Origin of the sequence: Streptomyces sp. NRRL WC-3549, from assembly GCF_000721935.1 — a bacterium.
Classification (GTDB): domain Bacteria; phylum Actinomycetota; class Actinomycetes; order Streptomycetales; family Streptomycetaceae; genus Streptomyces.
In genome coordinates this window covers 77,453-98,845 of the sequence record NZ_KL585385.1, presented here as the reverse complement: position 1 = coordinate 98,845, position 21,393 = coordinate 77,453, and the positions used below count along the sequence as shown (strand labels likewise).

Below are 21,393 nucleotides of genomic sequence, written 5' to 3'. Positions count from 1 at the left end.
CTGTCTCTTATACACATCTGCTCATCGCCTCCGCGCGGGTGGCCGGGGCGCGCAGCTGGCCGCGGACGGCCGAGGTGATCGTCTTGGCTCCCGGCTTGCGGATCCCCCGCATCGACATGCACATGTGCTCGCACTCGACGACCACGATGACCCCGCGCGGCTCCAGGATCGACATCAGGGAATCGGCGACCTGCGTCGTCAGCCGCTCCTGGACCTGCGGCCTCCGGGCGTAGACGTCGACCAGACGGGCCAGCTTGGAGAGACCGGTGATCTTGCCACTGGTGGCCGGGATGTACCCGACGTGCGCGACCCCGCGGAACGGCACCAGGTGGTGCTCGCAGGTGCTGAACACCTCGATGTCCTTGACCAGAACCATCTCGTCGTGACCGAGGTCGAAGGTCGTCGTCAGGACGTCCTCGGGCTCCTGGTGGAGCCCCGCGAATATCTCCTTGTACGCCCGCGCCACCCGCCCCGGCGTCTCCCGCAGCCCTTCGCGGTCCGGGTCCTCCCCGACCGCGATGAGGAGTTCCCGCACGGCGGCCTCGGCCCGCTTCTCGTCGAAAACGCCGATCGAACCCTGCCCGTCGAGCGTCACGGGGTCGGTCATCTCTGCCTCGTTCCTCTGTGCTGTCGCATGCGCGGGCCCACCGGACATCACGGAAACCGGCAGGCATCGCGCGCAGGCATACCGAAATGCCGCGCCCCCACAGGCTAGAACCTGGGGGGCGCGGCATCCATTCCGGGCTCGGCGGGGCCCCGTGAAAGGGGCCACACCGATCCGGTGATCAGCTCTCGGGACGGTCCTCGCGGCCCGGCTCCGCGGACGAGCCGGGCTCCTTGGACAGGATGTCCTTCGGAGCGATCTCCGTACCTGCCGACCCGTTGGCGGTGGAGGCGCCGTTGGTCAGGGCCAGCTCCTTCGGGGAGAGAACCGGAGGACGCGTCGAGGGGGTACGCCGGGACGAACCGGTCCACGCCGGACGGGCCGGACGCTTCACGATCGGGGCGAAGATCTCGGCGATCTCCTCCTTGCCCAGCGTCTCCTTCTCCAGCAGTTCGAGGACCAGCGCGTCGAGGATGTCGCGGTTCTCGACGAGGATCTCCCACGCGTCGTTGTGGGCGGTCTCGATGAGCTTCTTGACCTCTTCGTCGACGAGCGCCGCGACCTCTTCCGAGTAGTCGCGCTGGTGACCCATCTCCCGGCCCACGAAGGGCTCGGTGTTGTCGCCGCCGAACTTGATCGCGCCGAGGCGCTCGGTCATGCCGTACTGGGTGACCATCGCGCGGGCCGTGGCGGTGGCCTTCTCGATGTCGTTGGCGGCACCGGTCGTCGGGTCGTGGAAGACCAGCTCCTCGGCCGCGCGCCCACCCAGCATGTACGCCAGCTGGTCGAGCATCTCGTTGCGCGTCGTGGAGTACTTGTCCTCCTCCGGGAGCACCATCGTGTAACCGAGGGCGCGTCCGCGGGAGAGGATCGTGATCTTGTGGACCGGGTCCGACTGGGGGGAAGCCGCCGCGACCAGGGCGTGTCCGCCCTCGTGGTACGCGGTGATCTTCTTCTCCTTCTCGGACATGATCCGGGTCCGCTTCTGCGGGCCGGCCACGACGCGGTCGATCGCCTCGTCGAGCATGTGGTTGTCGATGAGCTTCTGGTTGCTGCGCGCCGTCAGGAGCGCCGCCTCGTTCAGCACGTTCGACAGGTCGGCACCGGTGAAGCCGGGCGTACGGCGGGCGACCGCGTTGAGGTCGACGTCGGGCGCGACCGGCTTGCCCTTCTGGTGCACCTTGAGGATTTCGAGGCGGCCCAGCATGTCCGGGCGGTCCACGGCGATCTGCCGGTCGAAACGACCGGGACGCAGCAGCGCCGGGTCCAGGATGTCCGGCCGGTTGGTGGCGGCGATCAGGATGACGCCGCCCTTCACGTCGAAGCCGTCCATCTCGACGAGCAGCTGGTTGAGCGTCTGCTCCCGCTCGTCGTGACCGCCGCCCATACCGGCACCGCGGTGCCGGCCGACGGCGTCGATCTCGTCGACGAAGACGATCGCGGGGGCGTTCGCCTTGGCCTGCTCGAAGAGGTCGCGGACGCGGGAGGCACCCACACCGACGAACATCTCGACGAAGTCGGAACCGGAGATCGAGTAGAACGGCACCCCGGCCTCACCCGCGACGGCGCGGGCGAGCAGCGTCTTACCCGTGCCGGGCGGGCCGTAGAGCAGAACGCCCTTGGGGATCTTGGCTCCCACGGCCTGGAACTTCGCCGGCTCCTGGAGGAACTCCTTGATCTCGTGGAGCTCCTCGACCGCCTCGTCCGATCCCGCCACGTCGGCGAAGGTCGTCTTCGGGGTGTCCTTGGTGATCAGCTTGGCCTTGGACTTGCCGAACTGCATGACCTTGGAGCCGCCGCCCTGCATCTGATTCATCAGGAACAGGAAGACGACCACGATCAGGACGAAGGGCAGCAGGGTCAGCAGGATCGAGACGAACGGCGACTGCTTCGACGGCGAGACGGTGTAACCCTTCTCGATGTCACCGCTCTCGAACTTCTGCTGCAGCGTGTCGGCGAGCTCGACACCCTGGTTGCCGATGTAGCTCGCCTGGAACTTGCTTCCGTCCTCGCCCTTGAGCTTTTCCTTGTTCTTCAGCTCGATCTTGATGATCTGTTCGTCACCGGTGGTCAGCTTGGCCTGCGCCACCTGGTTCTTGCTGATCGCCTGGATCACCTGGCCGGTGTCCACCGTCTTGTAGCCGCCCGACGAGCCGACGACCTGCATCAACACGACCACGGCGAGGACGGCCAGCACGATCCACATGACCGGCCCACGGAAGTATCGCTTCACGTCCATCCATACGGAGCGAAGTCGCCCCGTCCCTCCTGCCCGTAGGTAAATGCTGCTGTGAGAAAAGTTTGCTCTTCGGACGGTACCCCAGCATGGCCACCCGTGACCGCAGGGGACATCTGACAAACCCGCCTTCGAAGGCTCCAACGGCGGGGGGCCCGCGAGGGTTCCCGGCGCCCGGGCGGTTGTGCCCGGGCGCCCCGGGCCGGGCCGGCGCGGAGGTCAGCCGCCGTAGACGTGCGGGGCCAGCGTGCCGACGAAGGGGAGGTTGCGGTACTTCTCCCCGTAGTCGAGGCCGTAGCCGACGACGAACTCGTTGGGGATGTCGAAGCCGACCCACTTCACGTCGATCGCGACCTTCGCCGCGTCCGGCTTGCGGAGCAGGGTGCAGACCTCCAGGCTCGCCGGTTCGCGCGAGCCCAGGTTGGTCAGCAGCCAGGACAGCGTCAGACCGGAGTCGATGATGTCCTCGACGATGAGGACGTGCTTGCCCTTGATGTCGGTGTCGAGGTCCTTGAGGATCCGGACGACGCCGGACGACTGGGTGCCCGCCCCGTACGAGGAGACGGCCATCCAGTCCATGGTGACGGGGGTGGACAGGGCGCGCGCCAGGTCCGCCATGACCATCACCGCGCCCTTGAGCACGCCGACGATGAGCAGGTCCTTGCCCGCGTACTCCGTGTCGATCTCGGCGGCCAGTTCGACGAGCTTCGCGTCGATCTCTTCCTTGGTGAGGAGCACCGACTGAAGGTCGGTGCCCATGTCCTTCTCGTTCACCCGCGTCTCTTTCTGTACCTGCCGGGCCCGGGGAGCACCCGGACCGGACCGGCCGTCTCGCCTGCGCCTTGGCCGCTTGCGCCTCAGCTCTGCCGGATGACCAGTCTGCCACCCTGCCGCCGCACCTCGACGCGGCCGGGCAGGTTGATGGCACCCTGGCCGCGCCAGTCGGTGATGAGGCGGTCGACTTCCTCGATGTGCCGGGCGAAGAGCGAACCGGCGGGGGACCCGGCGTCGATCACGGCCCGGCGCACCACCCGGCGGCGTACGGCGGGCGGCAGGACGGCGAGTCCCGCGCACTCCAGCCGTCCGTCGTCGTCGCGTACCGAGCGCGCGGCCTCGGTCGCCCAGGTGTCCAGTGCGTCCGCGTCGTCGCGGGAGAGCTGCGCCGTGCGTGCCAGGGCTTCCACGACGCCTTTGCCCAGCGCCTTCTCCAGGGCGGGCAGGCCCTCGTGGCGCAGCCGGGAGCGGGTGTAGGCCGGGTCGATGTTGTGGGGGTCGTCCCAGACGGACAGCGACTGGACCATGCAGGCCTTGCGCGCGGTCTGCCGGTCCAGCTGGAGGAAGGGGCGGCGGTAGCGGCCGGCGGGGCCGGAGGCGGCGGCCATCCCGGACAGCGAGCGGATCCCGGAGCCCCGGGCGAGACCGAGCAGCACGGTCTCGGCCTGGTCGTCGCGCGTGTGGCCGAGCAGGACGGCGGCGGCCCCGTGGCGTTCGGCGGCGGCGTCCAGCGGGCCCGCCGTCACGGCCGACGTGGACGGCGACGGCCTCGACCGGGTCGAGGCTCATCTCGGTGAGCCGGGCGACGACCTCGGCGGCACGTAGGCCGGAGCCGGGCTGGAGGTTGTGGTCGACGGTGATGCCGCCGGCCCGGACGGGCAGCTTGCGCGCCTCGAAGGCCAGGGCGGAGGCGAGCGCCATCGAATCGGCGCCGCCGGAGCATGCGACGAGCACCAGCGGGGTATCGGGGCGTTCGAGGAGCGCACCGCTCCGCCCGGCCGGGCAGGCCCCGGCCTCGGCGAGCTCGGCGCGGCCCGCCTGTCCGGTGCGGCGCTGGTGTTCGGAGACGACGTCGTGGAGTACGCGGCGGACCGCCAGGCGTATCGCCGCGACCGCAGGATGGGGACCCATGTCCGGTGCCCTTCGGTGGAGTTTCGGGGGGCGCCTCGGAGTGCGGGCACGGGAGCGTCCCGTCACTCAGAGTGCGTCGATGGTGACAGAGCCAAGCTGTCCACCGAGCATTGCACGCCTTCCCATGCCCCTATGGTCCCTCGGATGGGTGATTGGAGGAACAATCTTCTGCCACCGGGCGGGGCTTGGTCACTGATCCGTCGTGCGGTGCACCCGCGCCACCCAGTCCGCGGGGGCGGCGATCTCGGCCTTCGTGGGCAGGGTGTTGGGCGAGGTCCACACCCGGTTGAAGCCGTCCATCCCGACCTCCTCGACGACGGCCCGCACGAACTTCTCCCCGTCGCGGTACTGCCGGAGCTTGGCGTCGAGGCCCAGGAGCTTGCGCAGGGCCAGGTCCAGCCGGCTCGCGCCGCGGGCCCTGCGCTGCTGGAACTTCTCCCTGATCTCGGCGACGGATCCCACCACCTCGGGTCCCACCCCGTCCATCACGAAGTCCGCGTGCCCCTCCAGCAGCGACATCACGGCGGTGAGCCGGCCCAGGACCTCGCGCTGGGCAGGCGTCTGGACGAGTTCGACGATGCTGCGCCCGCCCTCGCCGTCCTCCCCGCGCTCGCCCTCGGGCCGGCTGCCGCCCGCGAAGGTCTGGGCGGCCTCACGGAGGCGTTCCAGGAGGGTCATCGGATCGACGTCGGTCTCGTCGAGGAACGACTGGATCTCGCCCTGCAGGTGGTCGCGGAGCCAGGGCACCCCGGTGAACTGGGTGCGGTGGGTCTCCTCGTGCAGCGCCACCCAGAGCCTGAAGTCGTGCGGGTCCACGTCCAGTTCGCGCTCGACGTGGACGATGTTGGGGGCGACCAGCAGCAGCTTGCCGCCGCCGGCGGAGGCGGCGAGGTCCCGGCCGGCGGATGCGAAGGTCTCGTACTGGCCGAGGACCCGGGAGGACAGGAACGACAGGAGCATGCCCAGTTCGACGCCGGTCACCTTGCCGCCGACGGCGCCCAGCACCGCCCCGCCGGGGCCGTTGCCGCGGCGGTCCCGCATCTTCCCCAGGAGGGGCCCCAGCAGGGCGCGGAACCCCTCGACGTTGGCCCTGATCCAGCCCGCCCGGTCGACGACCAGGACCGGGGTGTCCTCGGGCTCGTGCCCCTCCGGGATCATTCGGGTATACGAACGGACGTGCTCCTCCGAGGCCTTCGCATGCCGGCGGAGTTCCGCGACGACGGCACGGGCCTCCTCACGGCTGATCTCGGGACCCGGCCGTACGAACCGGGTGGCGGTCGCAACCGCCAGATTCCAGTCGACCATCTCGGCACCACCGATGCGCGTCATGCGTCAACGGTACGTGAGGCGGTCGCCCGGCGGAGGGGTGTCGGCCGCCTACCGGCCGCCCCGGGTGAGCGCGGTGGCCAAGGCGTCCAGGGAGCTCTCCGCCTCCCCGGGGGATGTGGTGCCCGAGGTCAGGAACGCGAAGGCGAGCAGCCTTCCCCGGGGGTCGACCGCCGTACCGGCCAGGGCGTTCACCCCGGTGAGGGTGCCCGTCTTGGCGCGTACGAGACCGGTGGCCCGGGACGTCGCCGGGTAGCGGTCGCCGAGTGTGCCGCTGAAGCCGGCGACCGGCAGGCCGGTGAGGACGGGGCGCAGTTCGGGGCGGTCCGGGTCCGCGGCGAGCGTCAGCAGGGAGGTGAGCAGCCCCGCGGTCACCTTGTCCTGACGGTTCAGACCGCTGCCGTCGGCGAGTTCGGCTCCTGCCACCGGCACGCCAAGTTCCTTCAGACGGCTCGTCACGGCCCGCCGCCCGCCGGCGAACGAGGCGGGCTCGCCGGCCTTCAGCGCGGTCTGCCGTACGAGGGCCTCCGCGATGTCGTTGTCGCTGTTGGTCAGGGCCCGTTCGACGAGGGCGGAGAGCGGCTTCGAGAGGTGCGTGGCGACCGTCCTGGCGCCGCTCCCGGCCCGGCCCGGCGCGGGCTCGGCACGGGTGGGGGCGCCCGCGTCCCGGAGCAGACCCGCGAACGTGCGGGCGGCTTCCCGGGCGGGATCGGCCGTCCGGGGGGCGGGGCCGTGGTCGCTGCCGTCGAGGCGGCCCTCCTCGACCATGAGCGCGCTGACCGGCGCGATGTTCTCGTTGGGGCCGATGGGATGCAGGGCGGGCCCGGAGTACCGCGAGGTGTCGTACGTCAGCCGGACCTTCCCCGCGCCGCCGTCGCGCAGGGCCCGCGCCGTGTCGGCGGCCAGGGAGCGCAGGGCGGCCTTGTCGAGCGTGGGGTCGCCGCCGCCGACCAGGGTCACCGTCCCGGAGTCCTCGGACACCCGGACGGTGGTCGGGATGCGGTGGTCGGGGCCCAGGGCGGAGAGCGCGGCGACGGCGGTGGCGATCTTCACGGTGGAGGCGGGGGTCATGGGGGTCGTGGCCCCGTGCGCGTACACCTGCTCGCCGGTGGCGGCGTCGACGACCGAGGCGGCGCTCACGGTGCCGAGCCCCGGGGCCTTCAGCAGCGGGGTGAGCGCCGCGTCCAGGGCCTCCGCGGCGACCGGGTCGGTCCGGCCCGACGGCTCGCCCAGAGCCGAGAGCACGGCGGCGGCGCTGGGTGCGGGCCGGGGAGCGCCGGGCGGGTTCCCGGGGTGATGTACGCCACCCGCGTGCTCCACCGCGGCCACCCGGTCGTGCTCGGCCTTACGCTGACCGGAGTCCCAGGGGCCGGCGGCCAGGACGGCACCGGCGGCGACGACCAGGCCCAGCACCGCGGCGCCTGCGGCGAACCGGCGGTCGTTCGACCTGTCCCCGGGCACCGGAGCCAGCCGTTCTTTCCACCCGTTCCACCTGTTCAACGGTTCGTCCGTCGGTCCCTCCACCGGCTCGGCCACCGTTGACCAGCCCCTTTCGCGAGCACTCGTCTGCGTGAGGGACACTTAACCACCAGTCGTATGTGTTGATCATGGAGGAGCCACCCGTGGAGTTCGACGTCACCATCGAGATCCCGAAGGGTTCGCGGAACAAGTACGAGGTGGACCACGAGACCGGTCGGATCCGCCTGGACCGTCGACTCTTCACCTCGACCAGCTACCCGGCCGACTACGGCTTCGTCGAGAACACCCTCGGCGAGGACGGCGACCCGCTGGACGCGCTGGTCATCCTGGACGAGCCGACCTTCCCCGGATGCGTCATCAAGTGCCGTGCCATCGGCATGTTCCGGATGACCGACGAGGCCGGCGGCGACGACAAGCTGCTGTGCGTCCCGGCGTCCGACCCCCGGGTCGACCACCTGCAGGACATCCAGCACGTGTCGGAGTTCGACCGCATGGAGATCAAGCACTTCTTCGAGGTCTACAAGGACCTGGAGCCCGGCAAGTCCGTCGAGGGCGCCGACTGGGTCGGCCGCGCCGAGGCCGAGGCCGAGATCGAGGCCTCCTACAAGCGTCTCGAGACGCAGGGCAAGCACTGACGTACTCCTTCCGCTTCCGCCCGTGAGCGGGACGGGGCGGAACGCGGGGCACCGGGCCTGACGGCCCGGCCGACCGTACGGACGACGGGCGGCGCACCTTTCACCGGGTGCGCCGCCCGTTGCGCGTGGTGGCCCTTGTCCATGCACATACTGGGCACAAGCGTTCCGGAACACGGTCGAGGGGAACGAGGACGAGTGGTGGCGGAGCAGGGCGGTCCGGAGGACCAGAAGCCCCAGTCCGACGAGGCGCGCAGCGCTTTCGTCCCGCCTGCAGGGATGGAGCAGCCGCCCGGGCCGCCGGAGGACGACCACCCGACCTCCGAGTTCGCCGTCCCGGCCGGACTGCAGACCGACCCCTCCGCCTCCCCCGGCCAGGGTTCCGCTTCCGGTGCCGGCGGCGGTACGGGCGCCGAGCAGCTGACCAACGCGTTCACCACGCCGAGCGGGGTCCAGGGGCACCCGCCGCCGGCCTTCACCCCGGCCCACGGGGTCCCGATGGTCCGGCTGACCAAGGAGGCGCCTTGGCAGGACCGGATGCGCACGATGCTCCGCATGCCCGTCTTCGAGCGTCCGGCGCCCGAGAGCGTGCAGCGGACCGACGACTCGGGGCCCGCGGTCCCGCGCGTGCTCGACCTGACGCTGCGTATCGGGGAGCTGCTGCTGGCGGGCGGTGAGGGCGCCGAGGACGTCGAGGCCGCCATGTTCGCGGTCTCGCGCTCGTACGGACTCGACCGGTGCGAGCCGACGGTCACCTTCACCCTGCTGTCCATCTCGCACCAGCCGTCGCTGGTGGAGGACCCCGTCACCGCAAGCCGGACCGTCCGCCGCCGGGGCACCGACTACACGCGGCTGGCGGCGGTGTTCCAGCTGATCGACGACATCACGACCGCGGAGCACGTCGAGGTCTCGCTGGAGGAGGCGTACCGGCGTCTCGCCGAGATCCGACGCAACCGGCACCCCTATCCGGGCTGGGTGCTGACGGCCGCCGCCGGGCTGCTCGCCGGCTCGGCGTCGGTCCTGGTCGGCGGTGGTGTGCTGGTCTTCTTCGTGGCGGCGACCGGTGCCATGCTCGGTGACCGGCTGGCCTGGCTCTTCGCCGGGCGCGGGATGCCGGAGTTCTACCAGTTCGTGGCCGCCGCGATGCCGCCCGCGGCCATGGGCATCCTGCTGACACTGACCCATTCGACCGACATCCGCCCCTCCGCGGTGATCACCGGTGGGCTGTTCGCCCTGCTGCCCGGGCGGGCGCTGGTGGCCGGGGTCCAGGACGGCCTGACCGGCTACTACATCACGGCGGGCGCCCGGCTGCTGGAGGTCATGTACTTCTTCATCGGCATCGTCGCCGGGGTGCTGCTGATGCTCTACCTGGGCGTCCAGCTCGGGGCCCAGCTGAACCCGGAGGCCCGGTTCGTGCCGAACGACCGGCCGGTGGTGCAGATCCTCGCCTCGATGGCGCTGACCCTCGCCTTCGCGCTCCTGCTCCAGCAGGAGCGCTCCACCGTGCTGGCGGTGACCCTCAACGGGGGTGTCGCCTGGGTGATCTTCGGGGCGATGGCGCGCGCCGGAGGCATCTCGCCGGTCGCGGCGACGGCGGTGGCGGCCGGCCTGGTGGGCCTGTTCGGGCAGTTGTTCTCGCGGTACCGGTACACCTCGTCGCTGCCGTACATCACGGCGGCGATCGGGCCGCTGCTGCCGGGTTCGGCGACCTACTTCGGCCTGCTGGGGTTCGCGCAGAACGAACCGGACGCCGGGCTCTCCTCGCTCTCCACCGCGGTGGCGACCGCGCTGGCGATCGCCATCGGTGTGAACCTGGGGAGCGAGATCTCCCGTCTGTTCATGCGGGTGCCGGGCGGGGTCGAGGGCGGCCCGTCCCGCCGCGCCGCCAAGCGGACACGCGGCTTCTGACGTGCGACGGCGCCCCGGACCCTCCCTGCGGGGGTCCGGGGCGCCGTACGCGCGTCCCGCGGGTGCTCAGCGCCTGGTCTGCCACCCGTACTGCCCGGGGTCGCCCTCCGGGTCGTCCTCCGGCCGGCCGTCGTGGCCCGCGGCGCCGTATCCGCCGTCGTACGGCGCGGCCTGCCCGTTGCCGTAGGGGGCGGGGCCGCCGTAGGGGGCCGCCTGCGCGCCGTTTCCGTACTGCCCCTGCCCGTTGCCGTACGGAGCCTGCGGTGCCTCGCCGTACCGGCCGTTCCCGTACGGGCCCTGCGGGGGCTGCTGCCCGTACGCGCCCTGCGGGGCGTTGCCGTACGGAGCCTGCGGTGCCTCGCCGTACGGCCCCTGCTGGGGCTGCCCGTACGCGCCCTGCGGGGCGTTGCCGTACGGAGCCTGCCCGCCGTCCGTGTACGGGCCGGCGCCGTACTGTGCGTCCCCGTACGCGCCGGGCCGGTGGTCGCCGTACGGGTCCTGCCGGCCGTCGCCGTACGGGTCGCTGCCGTACGGAGCGGGCTGCCCCGTGGCGTACGGCCCGCCCTGGGCGCCGTTGTACGGGGTGGCCTGGCCCGTGCCGTACGGGCCGGCCCGGCCCGCGTCGTACGGGTCCGCCTGGCCGGTGCCGTACGGGGCCTGGCCGTACCGGCCCGCCTCGGAGCCGTCGCCGGTGCTGAGGCCCTGGACACCCTCGAAGGGGTCCTCCCCGGAGGGGCCCTCGTCCTCCTGGGCGCTCGCCGCGACGGAGGCTTCCTTCTTCGACCGGCTCCGGGCCCGCAGGAACTCGATCACGATCGGCACGACGGAGACGAGCACGATCAGGATGAGGATCAGCTCGATGTGCTCGTGCACGAAGTCGATCTTGCCCAGGGCGGAGCCGAGCAGGGTGACCCCGACGCCCCAGAGCACACCGCCGATGATGTTGAACGTGATGAACGAGCGGTAGTTCATCCGGCTCACGCCCGCGATGATCGGGGTGAAGGTCCGGACGATGGGCACGAAGCGTGCCAGCACCAGGGACTTCGGGCCGTACTTCTCGAAGAACTCGTGGGCCTTCTCGACGTTCTCCTGCTTGAAGAGGCGGGAGTCCGGGCGCTTGAAGAGCGACGGGCCGACCTTGCGCCCGAAGAGGTAGCCGACCTGGTCACCGACGATCGCGGCCAGCGCCACGAGGGTGCACACCAGCCAGAGCGGGTACTTCAGGTCGCCCGTGGTCACCAGCAGGCCCGTGGTGAACAGCAGGGAGTCGCCCGGCAGGAAGAAACCGATCAGCAGACCGGACTCGGCGAAGACGATGAGCAGCAGGCCGGGCAGCCCGAACGTGTTCAGCAGATAGTCCGGGTCCAGCCAGCTCGGGCCGAGCGCAAGCGTATTCAAGGGTCCGGGCTCCAGGATCGATCGATGGCGGCGACGTCGCCGCTCCAAGCTATCAACGCCGCACGACATCTCAGGGTTCCAGTGGCGTAAGCAAGGATGCGCCAGGCACGAACCGGGGCAAAGCTTGCCCCGGGAGGTGTCACCCATGGGTATCGAGGACCACCGCGGCGGGCGGACGGCCGATGCGGACGGCCTGGCCGTCACCACGCCGACACGGTGCGGCGCGGGCGGGGCGGCCGGTGCGGGCACCGGGACCCCCGCCCCCGTGACGGCCCCCGTGACCACCGGGGCCTGACCTCGCGCCTGTCCACCCCGCGGCAACCCGCTCCCGTCCCCGGAGGTCCCGATATGCCCCGTGCCCGTCAACGTCTCCGTCGTCCACCACTCGTGCACGGGCACGGTCTCCACGATCGCCGGGTCGGCATCCTCGTCTCCCCCGGCCACACGGACCCGTCGAAGTCCGCCGACGGCAATCCGTACGGCACCTCACACGTCTTTGGACAGGGCGGCCTCCCGGTCGGCGAGGAGACGCTCACCGCCGCCCGGGTGCAGGCCCGGCGGATCGTGAAGTTCGCCCGGGCCGTCAAGACCCAACGCGCAACCGAGAACTGAGGGGACCACTCACCGATGCCGCTCCACAGGGGTTCACCCGACGCCGACGCGTCCGAAGAGCACCGCAGACTCGCCCTCAACCCGTTCTTCGGCGAGGCCGATCCCACCGCCCCGATGACCGCGGCCCCGCCCCGGCACCGGCTGCCCGACGGGTCCACGACGAGCTGATGCTCGACGGCAACTCCCGGCTCAACCTCGCGACCTTCGTCACCACCTGGATGGAGCCCCAGGCCGGTGTGCTGATGGGCGAGTGCCGGGACAAGAACATGATCGACAAGGACGAGTACCCCCGCACCGCCGAACTCGAACGGCGGTGCGTGGCGATGCTCGCGGACCTGTGGAACGCCCCCGACCCGCAGGCCGTGGTGGGTTGTTCGACCACGGGCTCCAGTGAGGCCTGCATGCTGGCCGGGCTGGCGCTCAAGCGGCGCTGGGCGGCCCGGAACGCCGACCGCTACCCGGCGCACGCCCGCCCCAACCTCGTGATGGGCGTCAACGTGCAGGTGTGCTGGGAGAAGTTCTGCACGTTCTGGGAGGTCGAGCCGCGGCAGGTCCCGATGGAGGGGGAGCGTTTCCATCTGGACCCGCAGGCCGCCATGGAACTCTGCGACGAGAACACCATCGGCGTGGTGGGCATCCTGGGGTCGACCTTCGACGGTTCCTACGAGCCGGTCGCGGAGCTCTGTGCGGCACTGGACGACCTCCAGGCGCGTACCGGCCTCGACATCCCGGTCCACGTCGACGGGGCGTCCGGCGCGATGGTGGCCCCCTTCCTCGACGAGGACCTGGTGTGGGACTTCCGGCTCCCCCGGGTGGTCTCCGTCAACACCTCGGGGCACAAGTACGGCCTGGTCTACCCGGGCGTCGGCTGGGTGCTCTGGCGCTCGTCCGCCGAGCTCCCGGAGGAGCTGGTCTTCCGGGTCAACTACCTGGGCGGCGACATGCCCACCTTCGCCCTGAACTTCTCCCGGCCGGGCGCCCAGGTGGTGGCGCAGTACTACACGTTCCTGCGCCTGGGCCGCGACGGCTACCGCGCCGTCCAGCAGGCGTCCCGGGACGTGGCGACGCGGCTCGCCGGGGAGTTCGAGGCCCTGGACGACTTCCGGCTGATCAGCCGGGGGGACCAGCTGCCGGTGTTCGCCCTGACGACGGACCCCGGCGTCCAGGCGTACGACGTCTTCGACCTGTCGCGGCGGCTGCGGGAGCACGGGTGGCTGGTGCCCGCGTACACCTTCCCCGCCAACCGGCAGGACCTCTCGGTGCTGCGGGTGGTGTGCCGCAACGGCTTCTCCTCGGACCTCGCGGAGATGCTGATGGACGACGTCCGACGGCTCCTGCCGGAACTGCGGGCGCAGCCGCACCCCATGGGCCCCGACCGGGCGACCCAGACGGCGTTCCACCACTGAGTCCGGGAGGCGCGCCCCCGCACCGGTCACACGTGGTCATTCGGTGTCCCCGGGGTGGGGGGTCCCGGTCGCGTAAGGGTTCTCCTGGTCCTCGGCGAGCACCCCGGCGAAGGGTTCGCCCTCGCCGGCGAAGGTGTACGCCCCGGCCTCGATGCGCTCGATCAGGCCGCGGGTCCATTCGGCGCCCGCGTCCGCCGAGTGGACCCACAAGCGCATGATCTCGCCGATGTGGCCGAGCGACCGGAGGCCGTCCGCCGGGACGTAGTGCTCCGTGACCGACGCCCGCCAGCCCTCCATGGCGACGAGGCGCTCCCTGAGCAGCGCCACGGCCTCGGCGCGTTCCAGGTCGACGATGAAGCCGATGCCGGCCGAGAGCACGTCCATGCCCTGGTCGTACGAGGTCAGCGCGGACCGCAGAAGGGTGAGGTACTCCTGGGTGCCCTGCTCGGTGATCTCGTACTCGGTGCGGGGCGGCCCGCCCGCCGGGGACGGAGCGGTCCCGTGGGCCAGGAGCAGGCCTTGCTTCGCCATCTGCTTGAGGGCGTGGTAGATCGAACCCGGCTTGGCGTTGGACCACTCGTGCGCGCCCCAGTACTCCAGGTCGTTGCGGACCTGGTAGCCGTGGGCCCGGCCGTGCCGGCGGACAGCGCCCAGGACCAGGAGCCGGATCGCGGACATCCCTCCACCCCCTGTACTCAACTTTGACCAGCGTATCCCGCCTCCTCGGCGTCCAGCTCGAACGCGGCCCTGCCGCCCGGCGGCTCACGGAGGATGCCGACGTGCCGGGCGGGCCCCTCGACGGGGTGGACCACGGCCGTCGCCCGCGCCCCACCGTCGGACCCGACAGAGCGGCCCCCGATCCTCGGCGCAGGTCAGAAGGGGAAAGGCGTGCGCCCGTGCTGGATCGACATCCACCGCCAGGTGGTGAAGGCGTCCACGGCCGCCTCGCCGTTCAGCCGCCCGATGCCCGGCGTCCCGCCCCCGCCGGGCGCGACCAGGAAGTCGTCCTGGCCGGCGACCTCGTTGACGTGGAACATCCCGCTCGCGGTCCGCCGTGCGAACCGGACCCCGCGTTCGGCGTCCGCGGTGTGCACCGCGCCGCCGAGTCCGCAAGGGCTCCCGTTGAGGATGCGTACGGCGTCGTCCTCGCCGTCGAACGGCACCAGCAGGGCCACCGGACCGAAGGCCTCCTGCTTCAGCAGCGGCGAGTCCTCGGCCAGGCCGGTCAGTACGGCCGGGGAGACGAGATTGCCCCGGACGTCGCCCCGCACCAGCGCGGTGGCCCCCTGCGCCAGGGCCTCGTCGAGGAGGGCCGTGAGCGCGTCGGCCTGGAATCCGCTGATGACGGGGCCGATGCTCACCTCGGGGTCGCGCGGGTCACCCGTCGTGAGGGCGGCCACCGCCGTGGTGAGGCGTCCGGTGAACTCCCTTTCCACCGAGCGGTCCACCAGGATGCGGTTGGCGGCCAGGCTGACCTGTCCCCGGTAGAGGAAGCGGCTGTGGACGGCCGCCCGGACGGCGTGGTCGACGTCGGCGTCGTCCAGGACGACCAGGGCGCTGTCACCGCCGAGTTCGAGGACCGTCCGCTTGAAGAGCCGTGCGGCCTTCGCCGCGACGTGGCGCCCGACCCGCTCCGATCCGGTGAACACGACCACCTTGGGAACAGGGTGCTCGATGAAGGTGTCGCCTATCTCTGCGCTGTCGGTGACCGTCACGTTGAGCAGCCCGGCCGGCAGTCCGGCCTCCCGGAAGATGTCGGCGACCAGGGAACCGCCTGCCACCGGTGCGTTCTGGTGCGGCTTCACCACCGCCGCGTTCCCGAGGGCCAGCGCCGGGGCGACGCTCCTCACCGTCACCAGGAAGGGGAAGTTGTACGCGCCGATGACACCTATGACGCCGACGGGCAGACGGTAGAGCCGGTTCTCCTTGCCGTCCGCGGCGGCCGGCACCAGCCGTGCGGCCGGACCCATGGCCTGGACCGCCGCCTCCCGCAGGAACGCGCGTACGGCGCGCACCTCGTACGCGGATCTGAACCGGGTTCCACCGAGTTCGTCGATGAGCATCTCGACGATGTCGTCCGAGCGTTCCGCGACCACGCGCTCGGCGTTCTCCAGAATGCGCCGGCGCTCATGGGGATGTGCCCCGGCCCATTCCCGCTGAGCGCGTTCCGCCGCCCGGTAGGCCCGGTCCACCTCGTCCACGGTGGCCACGGTGACGGAACAGAGCTTCTCGCCGTTGTAAGGATTGAAATCGATGATGTCCCACGAGCCGCTGCCGGTCAGCCACTCGCCGTCGATGTACTGGTGGGCCAGTTCATGGAAGGACATGCATTCCCTTACCGCAGGCGCGGACTCCTGTAGGAACGTCATCGTACTGGCGGATCAGGTCAGTTGGAGGAGACCGCGAAGAAGATCCCGGCTCTCCTCGGGGCCCGGGCTGTCCTCGTGGAGCCGAGCCATCGCCTTTTCGTACTGAGCGACTTCCTCCGGCTTGTCCAGATAGAGCGCGCTTGTCAGCTGCTCCAGATAGACAATGTCCGACAGGTCGGATTCCGGGAACCGAAGCATCGTGAATGCTCCGCTCTCGCCCGCGTGCCCGCCAAAACTGAACGGCATCACCTGCAAGGTGATGTTCGGCCGCTCCGACATGTCGATCAGGTGCCGCAACTGCTCCCGCATCACCTCGCGTTCGCCGTACGGACGGCGCAGGGCCGCCTCGTCGAGCACCGCGTGGAAGCGGGGGGCACGCTCGGACACGAGGGCCTTCTGCCGCTCCAGACGCAGCGCCACGCGCCGGTCGACCTCGGCCGCGGAGGCGCCGGGCATGCCGCGCGAGACGACCGCCTGGGCGTACGCCTCGGTCTGCAACAGCCCGTGCACGAACTGGACTTCGTAGATCCGGATGAGCGACGCCGCGCCCTCCAGACCGACATACGTCTGGAACCAGCCGGGCAGCACATCACCGTAACTGTGCCACCAGCCCGCCACGTTGGCCTCGCGGGCGAGGCCGAGGAGCGACTCGCGCTCCGCCTCGTCCGCGACTCCGTACAGCGTGAGCAGGTCTTCGACGTCCCTGGCCTTGAAGCTCACCCGTCCCAACTCCATGCGGCTGATCTTCGACTCGGAGGCGCGGATGGAGTAGCCGGCCGCCTCACGGGTGATGCCCCGCGACTCGCGCAACCTCCTGAGCTGGGAGCCCAGCAGGATGCGTCGCACCACAGATCCACTCGACTCGCCTGCCGACACCGGCACTGCCCTCCCCATCGCTTCCCTTGCACCCGGGGCACCCCCGAACCCCGGAGCCGGATTCTGCCACCAAAACGCTTCAGCCCGTACTCATTCGGTTACGGAGACGGCAAGGCTTCCGGAAAGCCGCTGATTCGCTCGACGGAAGAAATGACCAAGAACCCCCACGCTACCGGGCGAGTCCGGCGCGTGCACGTGCATCTGCCCTTGCATCTGCTCTGCGCATTGGGAACCATGGGCCTCGCGCACCTGCGTGCTCGTTCGTGTTGTGCCGCTGTACCTCCGTAGTGCCGCTACCAGCAGTGCCGCTACAGCCGCGAATCCCGGGAGTGCCTCGTATGGGGACGAATGGATCGACGATGCTCGAGCCGTTACGGCAGGGGGGGCCCCCCCCCCCCCCCCCCATCGACCCCTCGGCGGTCGCGGGCTCCGCCTCGTGCACACTGCCGCCCAGGTACGAGGCGGTGGGCGGGGCGCGGACCTTCACGCGTACGACCCTGACCTCCTGGGACCTGGGCGAACGGTTCGACGACGTCGCCCTGGTCGTCTCCGAGCTGGTCACCAACGCCCTGCGGCACGCCCTCCCGGCCGACCCCGCGCGCCAGGGCCTGGACTGCTCGGTGCGGCTGCACCTGATGCGCTGGACCTCCCGCCTGGTGTGCGCCGTGCGCGATCCCAGCCAGGAGAGCCCGGTGGCGGGCGAGGCCGCCGATTGCGCCGAGTCGGGCCGCGGACTGTTCCTGGTCGAGTCCTTCAGCGACTCCTGGGGATGGCACCCGTCCCCCGCACCGGCCGGCGACGCCCCGGGGGCCTCCCGCGGCAAGGTGGTGTGGGCGCTGTTCCGCCTCCCGGACCAGATCACCGTGGCACCCGCCCACGCTTTCCCGCGCCCGCGGAGCGCGGCCGCGCGGCCCGGAACCGTCTCCGACGGCGTGTAGGCCCGGGACAGGCGGGCCTTCCCCGGGGGCGTACGGGCCGAGGTCGGGTCAGCCGCCCGTCACCAGGTGGTCGAACTCGCCGTCCTTGACGCCCAGGAGCAGGGCCTCTATCTCCGCCGGCGTGTAGACCAGGGCGGGTCCGTCAGGATGACGTGAGTTCCGCACGGCCACGTCTCCGCCGGGCAGTTTCGCGAACTCCACGCAGGACCCCTGGGAGTTGCTGTGTCTGCTCTTCTGCCAGACCACTCCGCGAAGCTCTGTGGCCGCCATGCCGTTGTACACGTGGTGCACAGGACGCTCCCGAGTTACAAGGTGCAAGTGTCAACTGGTGCCGCGACCGGCGACGTCCGCCCCATGGGGAGCGTCGTCCAGTGCGTGCGACCACACGGCGGACGAAAGTCCTCGTAGCGGAGCTACCAGGGCCTTCGGCCGACGCGGCGAGCGTGCGTACTGGGCGGCGCGACGGGTCGAAGCTTGCCGGGAGGAGCACCAGTTCGGATCATAGCTGTGTTCATATGCCGATGCATGAGCAGATGCACGTGCACGCGGGGTGCGCGCGTGATTACAGCCCCCCGGTCCTTCCTTCTGCCCCGCCCAGGCGATTTCTCTCCAGGAAAGACGAACGGAATGCCGATTCGGCTCCCTTCCCCGAGCCGGCATGGGCGCTCCCCCGCACGGCGAGGCCGCCCCGTACGCCGACGGGCGGGTTTCAGGAATTCCGGTCCGATCCCTCGAGTCCCCGCGAGAAGTCCTCCAGCGCCTCCACCAGCATGGCCGCACCGTCGCGCACGAAGGGGCCGGGCGCCGGGGCCGCCTCCGGGTCCTCCTCGGGCAGGTCCCAGCGGGCCAGCACCCGCCGGACCTGCTCCCAGTCCGGCACCCGGCGTTCACGTACGGCCTTGGCACCCTGCTCGGCGGTCCTGCGCAGGGCCTCCGCCAGCTCCGCGGCCCCCGGTACCGGATCGGCCGACCGGGGCGGCAGATGGGCCTCCATCAGCATCGCGACCCGGCCGAGCTGGGCGAGCGCCTGCTGCGCGTCGTCGGCGGCGGTCCGGGAGATGCCACGGTGGCGTACGGGCTCGTGCTGGGCCGTCTCCAGCGCCTCCTGCCAGTCCACACGCGCCTCGCGCGTGGTGAGCAGCGCCTTCCGCACCTCTGCCGCGCTTCCACCGGCCGGGTCGGCGTAGTGGTCGAGGACCGTGGCGGCGTAGGCGCTGTCCGTGACGAGCCAGTCGGCGAGCCGGTTGCGCAGCCGCGGGGTCTCCCAGGCGGGGTAGAGGGCGTACGAGATCATCGCGAGCAGACCGCCGACCAGGGTCAGCAGGATGCGCTCGGGAACGGTCTGCGACCAGTCGTCACCCGCCATGCCGAGCAGGAAGACGACGTAGGCGGAGACGCAGACCTGGCCGACCGCGTACCCGGTGCGCATCAACAGGTACATCAGCAGGGCGCAGACCACCGCGAGGCCCGCGGCGAGCGTGGCGCCCGGCGCGAAGGCCTGCACGATGCCGGTGGCGACCCCGACCCCGACGATGGTTCCGCCGAACCGGGCCACGGAGCGCGAGTAGGTCTGGGAGAACTCCGGGCGCATCACCAGCACCGCCGTCATCGGCGCCCAGTACCCGTGGCCGAGGGGCAGTGCCGTGCCCATGAGGTAACCGGCCGCCGCGACCACCGACAGCCGGACGGCGTGCCGGAAGACCGGGGAGCCCCGGCGCAGTTCGCGGCGCATCGCCGCCAGCACGACGGGGACCATCCGCAGCAGCGTGGGGCGCCGCCGGGTCTCCAGGTCGCTGCCGGACGGCTCCCGGGTGCCCGCGCCCTCGGCGATCTCCAGGACGTCGGCGAGCAGCACGTTGAGCCGGTCGGCGGCGCGCCGGGGCGGGCCGACGAGGATCACCTCGTTGTCCGGGGTCCGCAGGACACCGAGGTCGGTCGGGGCGATGTGGACCGGTTCACCGAGCCGGATCGCGCGGGCCGCGGCATCCAGCACGGAACCGGCGGCGGCGAGCATCTCGCGCACCCAGACCCGTTCCAGCCCTTCGGCGGGCACCCCCAGGGCCGGGTCCGCCAGCGAGGCCAGCACCGGCCGCATACGCTCGGCGATCTTGCGGGCCCCGTGCAGCTCGGCGGGGCGCCGCCGGGCCTGTGCGGGGGTGACGGCCGCGGCGCTGCGGGCGGTCATCAGCGGCACCGGGTCGAAGTGGGCGACGGGGTCGTCGCGCAGCCGGCGGGCGTAGTCGGCCTCGGCGGCCAGCGCGTCGGCGAGCGCGTCGCGCTGGGCCCCCCATCTGCGGACCGGGAACAGGATGATCAGCGCCGCCTGGACGAGGCCGCCGACCGCCATCATCGCGGCGTGCGCGGCGGCGTCCGCGACCGACGTCGGCAGGGTGATCGTGACCAGCATGATCGCGACGTTGGAGGCGGCGATGATGCCCCCCGTCGAGCCCGCCGCCCACGACATCCCGGCGGCGAACGTCCACAGGACCAGCACCCCGACGAAGAGACCGGTGTGCGAGACGGTGACGTAGCCGACGAACGTCGACACGGCCAGGCTGGCACCGGAGACCAGCGCCAGCACCGGGCGGGGGCGCCAGCTGCGCTGGAAGGTGGCGATGGCCGCCTGGAAGGCACCGAAGGCGGAACTGGCCGCGATCACGGGGCCGAAGAACACGAGGCTGACCCCGACGACGAGGGCGAGGCCCGCGGCACCGCGCACCGCGATGAGCGGTTCGAGCCGCTTCCGCTCGATGGTGAATCCGGAGCGGGCGGTCTCTTTCAGCGCCCGGAGCCAGCTCATGGGCCGAGCCTAACCGCAATCCCGGTGATCCCGGCATACGCCACCCAGCCCGGCCCCTGAGGTGTCAGGGGTGTCCGGCCACGGCCGGCACCGTCCCGCCGGGCCGCAGTCAGCGGTCGATGCCGGGCCCCGGGGCACCCGTCCTGGCCCGGTCCGCCGCCGCCGTACCGTGCGTCCAGCCCTCGGCGTCGCTCACTCCGCGCACCCGGGAGGTGGTGGTCCTGGGGAACATCCGCTCGGCGGTCTCGGTGACGGCGACGTCCCGGGCCGCCAGCACGGGCAGCAGCCCACCCGGGGCGTCACCGGCCGCTCCCGTGTCGGCCTCGGCGGTGACCCGGGCGGTGTCCGCCGCGAGCCTGCTGCCGAGGCGCTGGGCGTACGCCATCAGGAAGGACTGCCGGAAGGTCTTGGTCCGCTTGCGTCCGCCGGCCCGCTGCCCGGCCTCCGCCTCGGTCATGGCCGCGGTGCCCTGGACCAGCAGCGAGGTGAAGAGCAGTTCCACGGCCTCCAGGTCCGCCTCGAAGCCGACGACCGTGGTGAATCCCAGGTCGCCGTCCCACACAGCCCGGCAGCGGTTCGCCGAGGCGACGGCGTCCAGCAGGACGGCCTTCGCGTCCTCGTAGGGGGCGTCGACGCCGATCCGGCGGGCCCCCGGGCCGTCGGCACCGTGCGTACGGGCGGCGAGCAGGGCCTCGTCGATGCTGTGCCGGGCCATCAGCTCCTGGGCCTTGGTGGTGAGGGCTTCCGCCTCCTCCGGGAAACCGGTCGCCTCCGCCTTGGCGAGCAGCGCCCGGATCCGGGCGAGCATGCGGGGCTCACCGTGCGCGGGCGGCCGGTGCGGGGCGTCGGCCGCCCGGCCGGGCGGCGGTCCGACCGGCTCGATCGCCGGGAGCCGGAGCAGCAG

At 71.5% G+C, this 21,393-nt stretch carries 16 protein-coding genes and 3 pseudogenes; 6 read left to right on the top strand and 13 right to left on the bottom strand.

Annotated elements, in window-relative coordinates:
- Nucleotides 1-7: 7 nt before the first annotated feature.
- From folE to dacB, 6 genes and pseudogenes are all read right to left on the bottom strand, one after another.
- Entirely contained in the window at nt 8-607 is a 600-nt protein-coding gene (folE, locus tag IH13_RS0103985) for a GTP cyclohydrolase I FolE (protein WP_031081017.1), read from the bottom strand.
- Nucleotides 608-785: 178 nt separating this feature from the next.
- On the bottom strand, nt 786-2,843 hold the full coding sequence (gene ftsH / locus IH13_RS0103980) for an ATP-dependent zinc metalloprotease FtsH (protein WP_031081016.1): 2,058 nt from the start codon (nt 2,841-2,843) through the stop codon (nt 786-788).
- Between the two features lie 216 nt (nt 2,844-3,059).
- Nucleotides 3,060-3,599 carry a hypoxanthine phosphoribosyltransferase gene (gene hpt, locus IH13_RS0103975; protein ID WP_031081015.1) on the bottom strand — a complete coding sequence of 180 codons (540 nt, stop codon included), beginning with the start codon at nt 3,597-3,599 and terminating at the stop codon, nt 3,060-3,062.
- Nucleotides 3,600-3,697: 98 nt separating this feature from the next.
- Nucleotides 3,698-4,745 (bottom strand): annotated as a pseudogene (locus IH13_RS36655) (tRNA lysidine(34) synthetase).
- Nucleotides 4,746-4,934: 189 nt separating this feature from the next.
- Nucleotides 4,935-6,074 carry a zinc-dependent metalloprotease gene (locus IH13_RS0103965; protein ID WP_031081014.1) on the bottom strand — a complete coding sequence of 380 codons (1,140 nt, stop codon included), beginning with the start codon at nt 6,072-6,074 and terminating at the stop codon, nt 4,935-4,937.
- A gap of 48 nt (nt 6,075-6,122) precedes the next feature.
- The gene (dacB, locus tag IH13_RS0103960; RefSeq protein ID WP_031081013.1) at nt 6,123-7,607 is read right to left on the bottom strand and encodes a D-alanyl-D-alanine carboxypeptidase/D-alanyl-D-alanine endopeptidase; all 1,485 of its coding nucleotides are present in this window, start codon (nt 7,605-7,607) and stop codon (nt 6,123-6,125) included.
- 86 nt (nt 7,608-7,693) lie between these two features.
- Here dacB and IH13_RS0103955 point away from each other — a divergent pair, with 86 nt between their 5' ends.
- Nucleotides 7,694-8,185 (top strand): inorganic diphosphatase, encoded by a 492-nt coding sequence (locus tag IH13_RS0103955; protein WP_031081012.1) that lies wholly within the window; start codon nt 7,694-7,696, stop codon nt 8,183-8,185.
- A 195-nt stretch (nt 8,186-8,380) separates the two neighbouring features.
- Entirely contained in the window at nt 8,381-10,090 is a 1,710-nt protein-coding gene (locus IH13_RS0103950; protein WP_031081011.1) for a threonine/serine exporter family protein, read from the top strand.
- Nucleotides 10,091-10,156: 66 nt separating this feature from the next.
- Here the strand turns inward: IH13_RS0103950 and IH13_RS0103945 are convergent, their stop codons facing one another.
- Nucleotides 10,157-11,488, bottom strand: coding sequence for a VTT domain-containing protein (locus IH13_RS0103945; RefSeq protein ID WP_031081010.1), 1,332 nt, complete (start codon nt 11,486-11,488; stop codon nt 10,157-10,159).
- A 145-nt stretch (nt 11,489-11,633) separates the two neighbouring features.
- Between IH13_RS0103945 and IH13_RS43315 the strand changes: the two genes are divergently transcribed.
- The 3 genes and pseudogenes from IH13_RS43315 to IH13_RS36650 all read left to right on the top strand — a co-directional run bounded on the left by IH13_RS43315 (nt 11,634) and on the right by IH13_RS36650 (nt 13,506).
- Entirely contained in the window at nt 11,634-11,783 is a 150-nt protein-coding gene (locus tag IH13_RS43315; RefSeq protein ID WP_158791041.1) for a hypothetical protein, read from the top strand.
- 125 nt (nt 11,784-11,908) lie between these two features.
- Nucleotides 11,909-12,100, top strand: a pseudogene (locus IH13_RS0103935) (NAD(P)H dehydrogenase); the annotation flags it as partial.
- A 15-nt stretch (nt 12,101-12,115) separates the two neighbouring features.
- Nucleotides 12,116-13,506: pseudogene (locus tag IH13_RS36650) on the top strand (glutamate decarboxylase).
- 36 nt (nt 13,507-13,542) lie between these two features.
- Here the strand turns inward: IH13_RS36650 and IH13_RS0103925 are convergent.
- The 3 genes from IH13_RS0103925 to IH13_RS0103915 all read right to left on the bottom strand — a co-directional run bounded on the left by IH13_RS0103925 (nt 13,543) and on the right by IH13_RS0103915 (nt 16,769).
- Nucleotides 13,543-14,184: a PadR family transcriptional regulator gene (locus tag IH13_RS0103925; protein WP_031081008.1), complete on the bottom strand. Its 642-nt coding sequence runs from the start codon at nt 14,182-14,184 to the stop codon at nt 13,543-13,545.
- A gap of 194 nt (nt 14,185-14,378) precedes the next feature.
- Nucleotides 14,379-15,833, bottom strand: coding sequence for an aldehyde dehydrogenase family protein (locus tag IH13_RS0103920; protein ID WP_031081007.1), 1,455 nt, complete (start codon nt 15,831-15,833; stop codon nt 14,379-14,381).
- 54 nt (nt 15,834-15,887) lie between these two features.
- The gene (locus tag IH13_RS0103915; RefSeq protein WP_063837389.1) at nt 15,888-16,769 is read right to left on the bottom strand and encodes a helix-turn-helix domain-containing protein; all 882 of its coding nucleotides are present in this window, start codon (nt 16,767-16,769) and stop codon (nt 15,888-15,890) included.
- Nucleotides 16,770-17,110: 341 nt separating this feature from the next.
- Between IH13_RS0103915 and IH13_RS0103910 the strand changes: the two genes are divergently transcribed.
- On the top strand, nt 17,111-17,689 hold the full coding sequence (locus IH13_RS0103910) for an ATP-binding protein (RefSeq protein WP_037840716.1): 579 nt from the start codon (nt 17,111-17,113) through the stop codon (nt 17,687-17,689).
- Between the two features lie 48 nt (nt 17,690-17,737).
- Here the strand turns inward: IH13_RS0103910 and IH13_RS0103905 are convergent, their stop codons facing one another.
- From IH13_RS0103905 to IH13_RS0103895, 3 genes are all read right to left on the bottom strand, one after another.
- Nucleotides 17,738-17,980 carry a DUF397 domain-containing protein gene (locus IH13_RS0103905; RefSeq protein ID WP_031081004.1) on the bottom strand — a complete coding sequence of 81 codons (243 nt, stop codon included), beginning with the start codon at nt 17,978-17,980 and terminating at the stop codon, nt 17,738-17,740.
- A 418-nt stretch (nt 17,981-18,398) separates the two neighbouring features.
- Nucleotides 18,399-20,489, bottom strand: coding sequence for an FUSC family protein (locus IH13_RS0103900; RefSeq protein WP_031081003.1), 2,091 nt, complete (start codon nt 20,487-20,489; stop codon nt 18,399-18,401).
- A 109-nt stretch (nt 20,490-20,598) separates the two neighbouring features.
- Nucleotides 20,599-21,393 (bottom strand): DUF2786 domain-containing protein (locus tag IH13_RS0103895; RefSeq protein WP_031081002.1); only part of this gene is annotated, 795 nt, incomplete at its 5' end.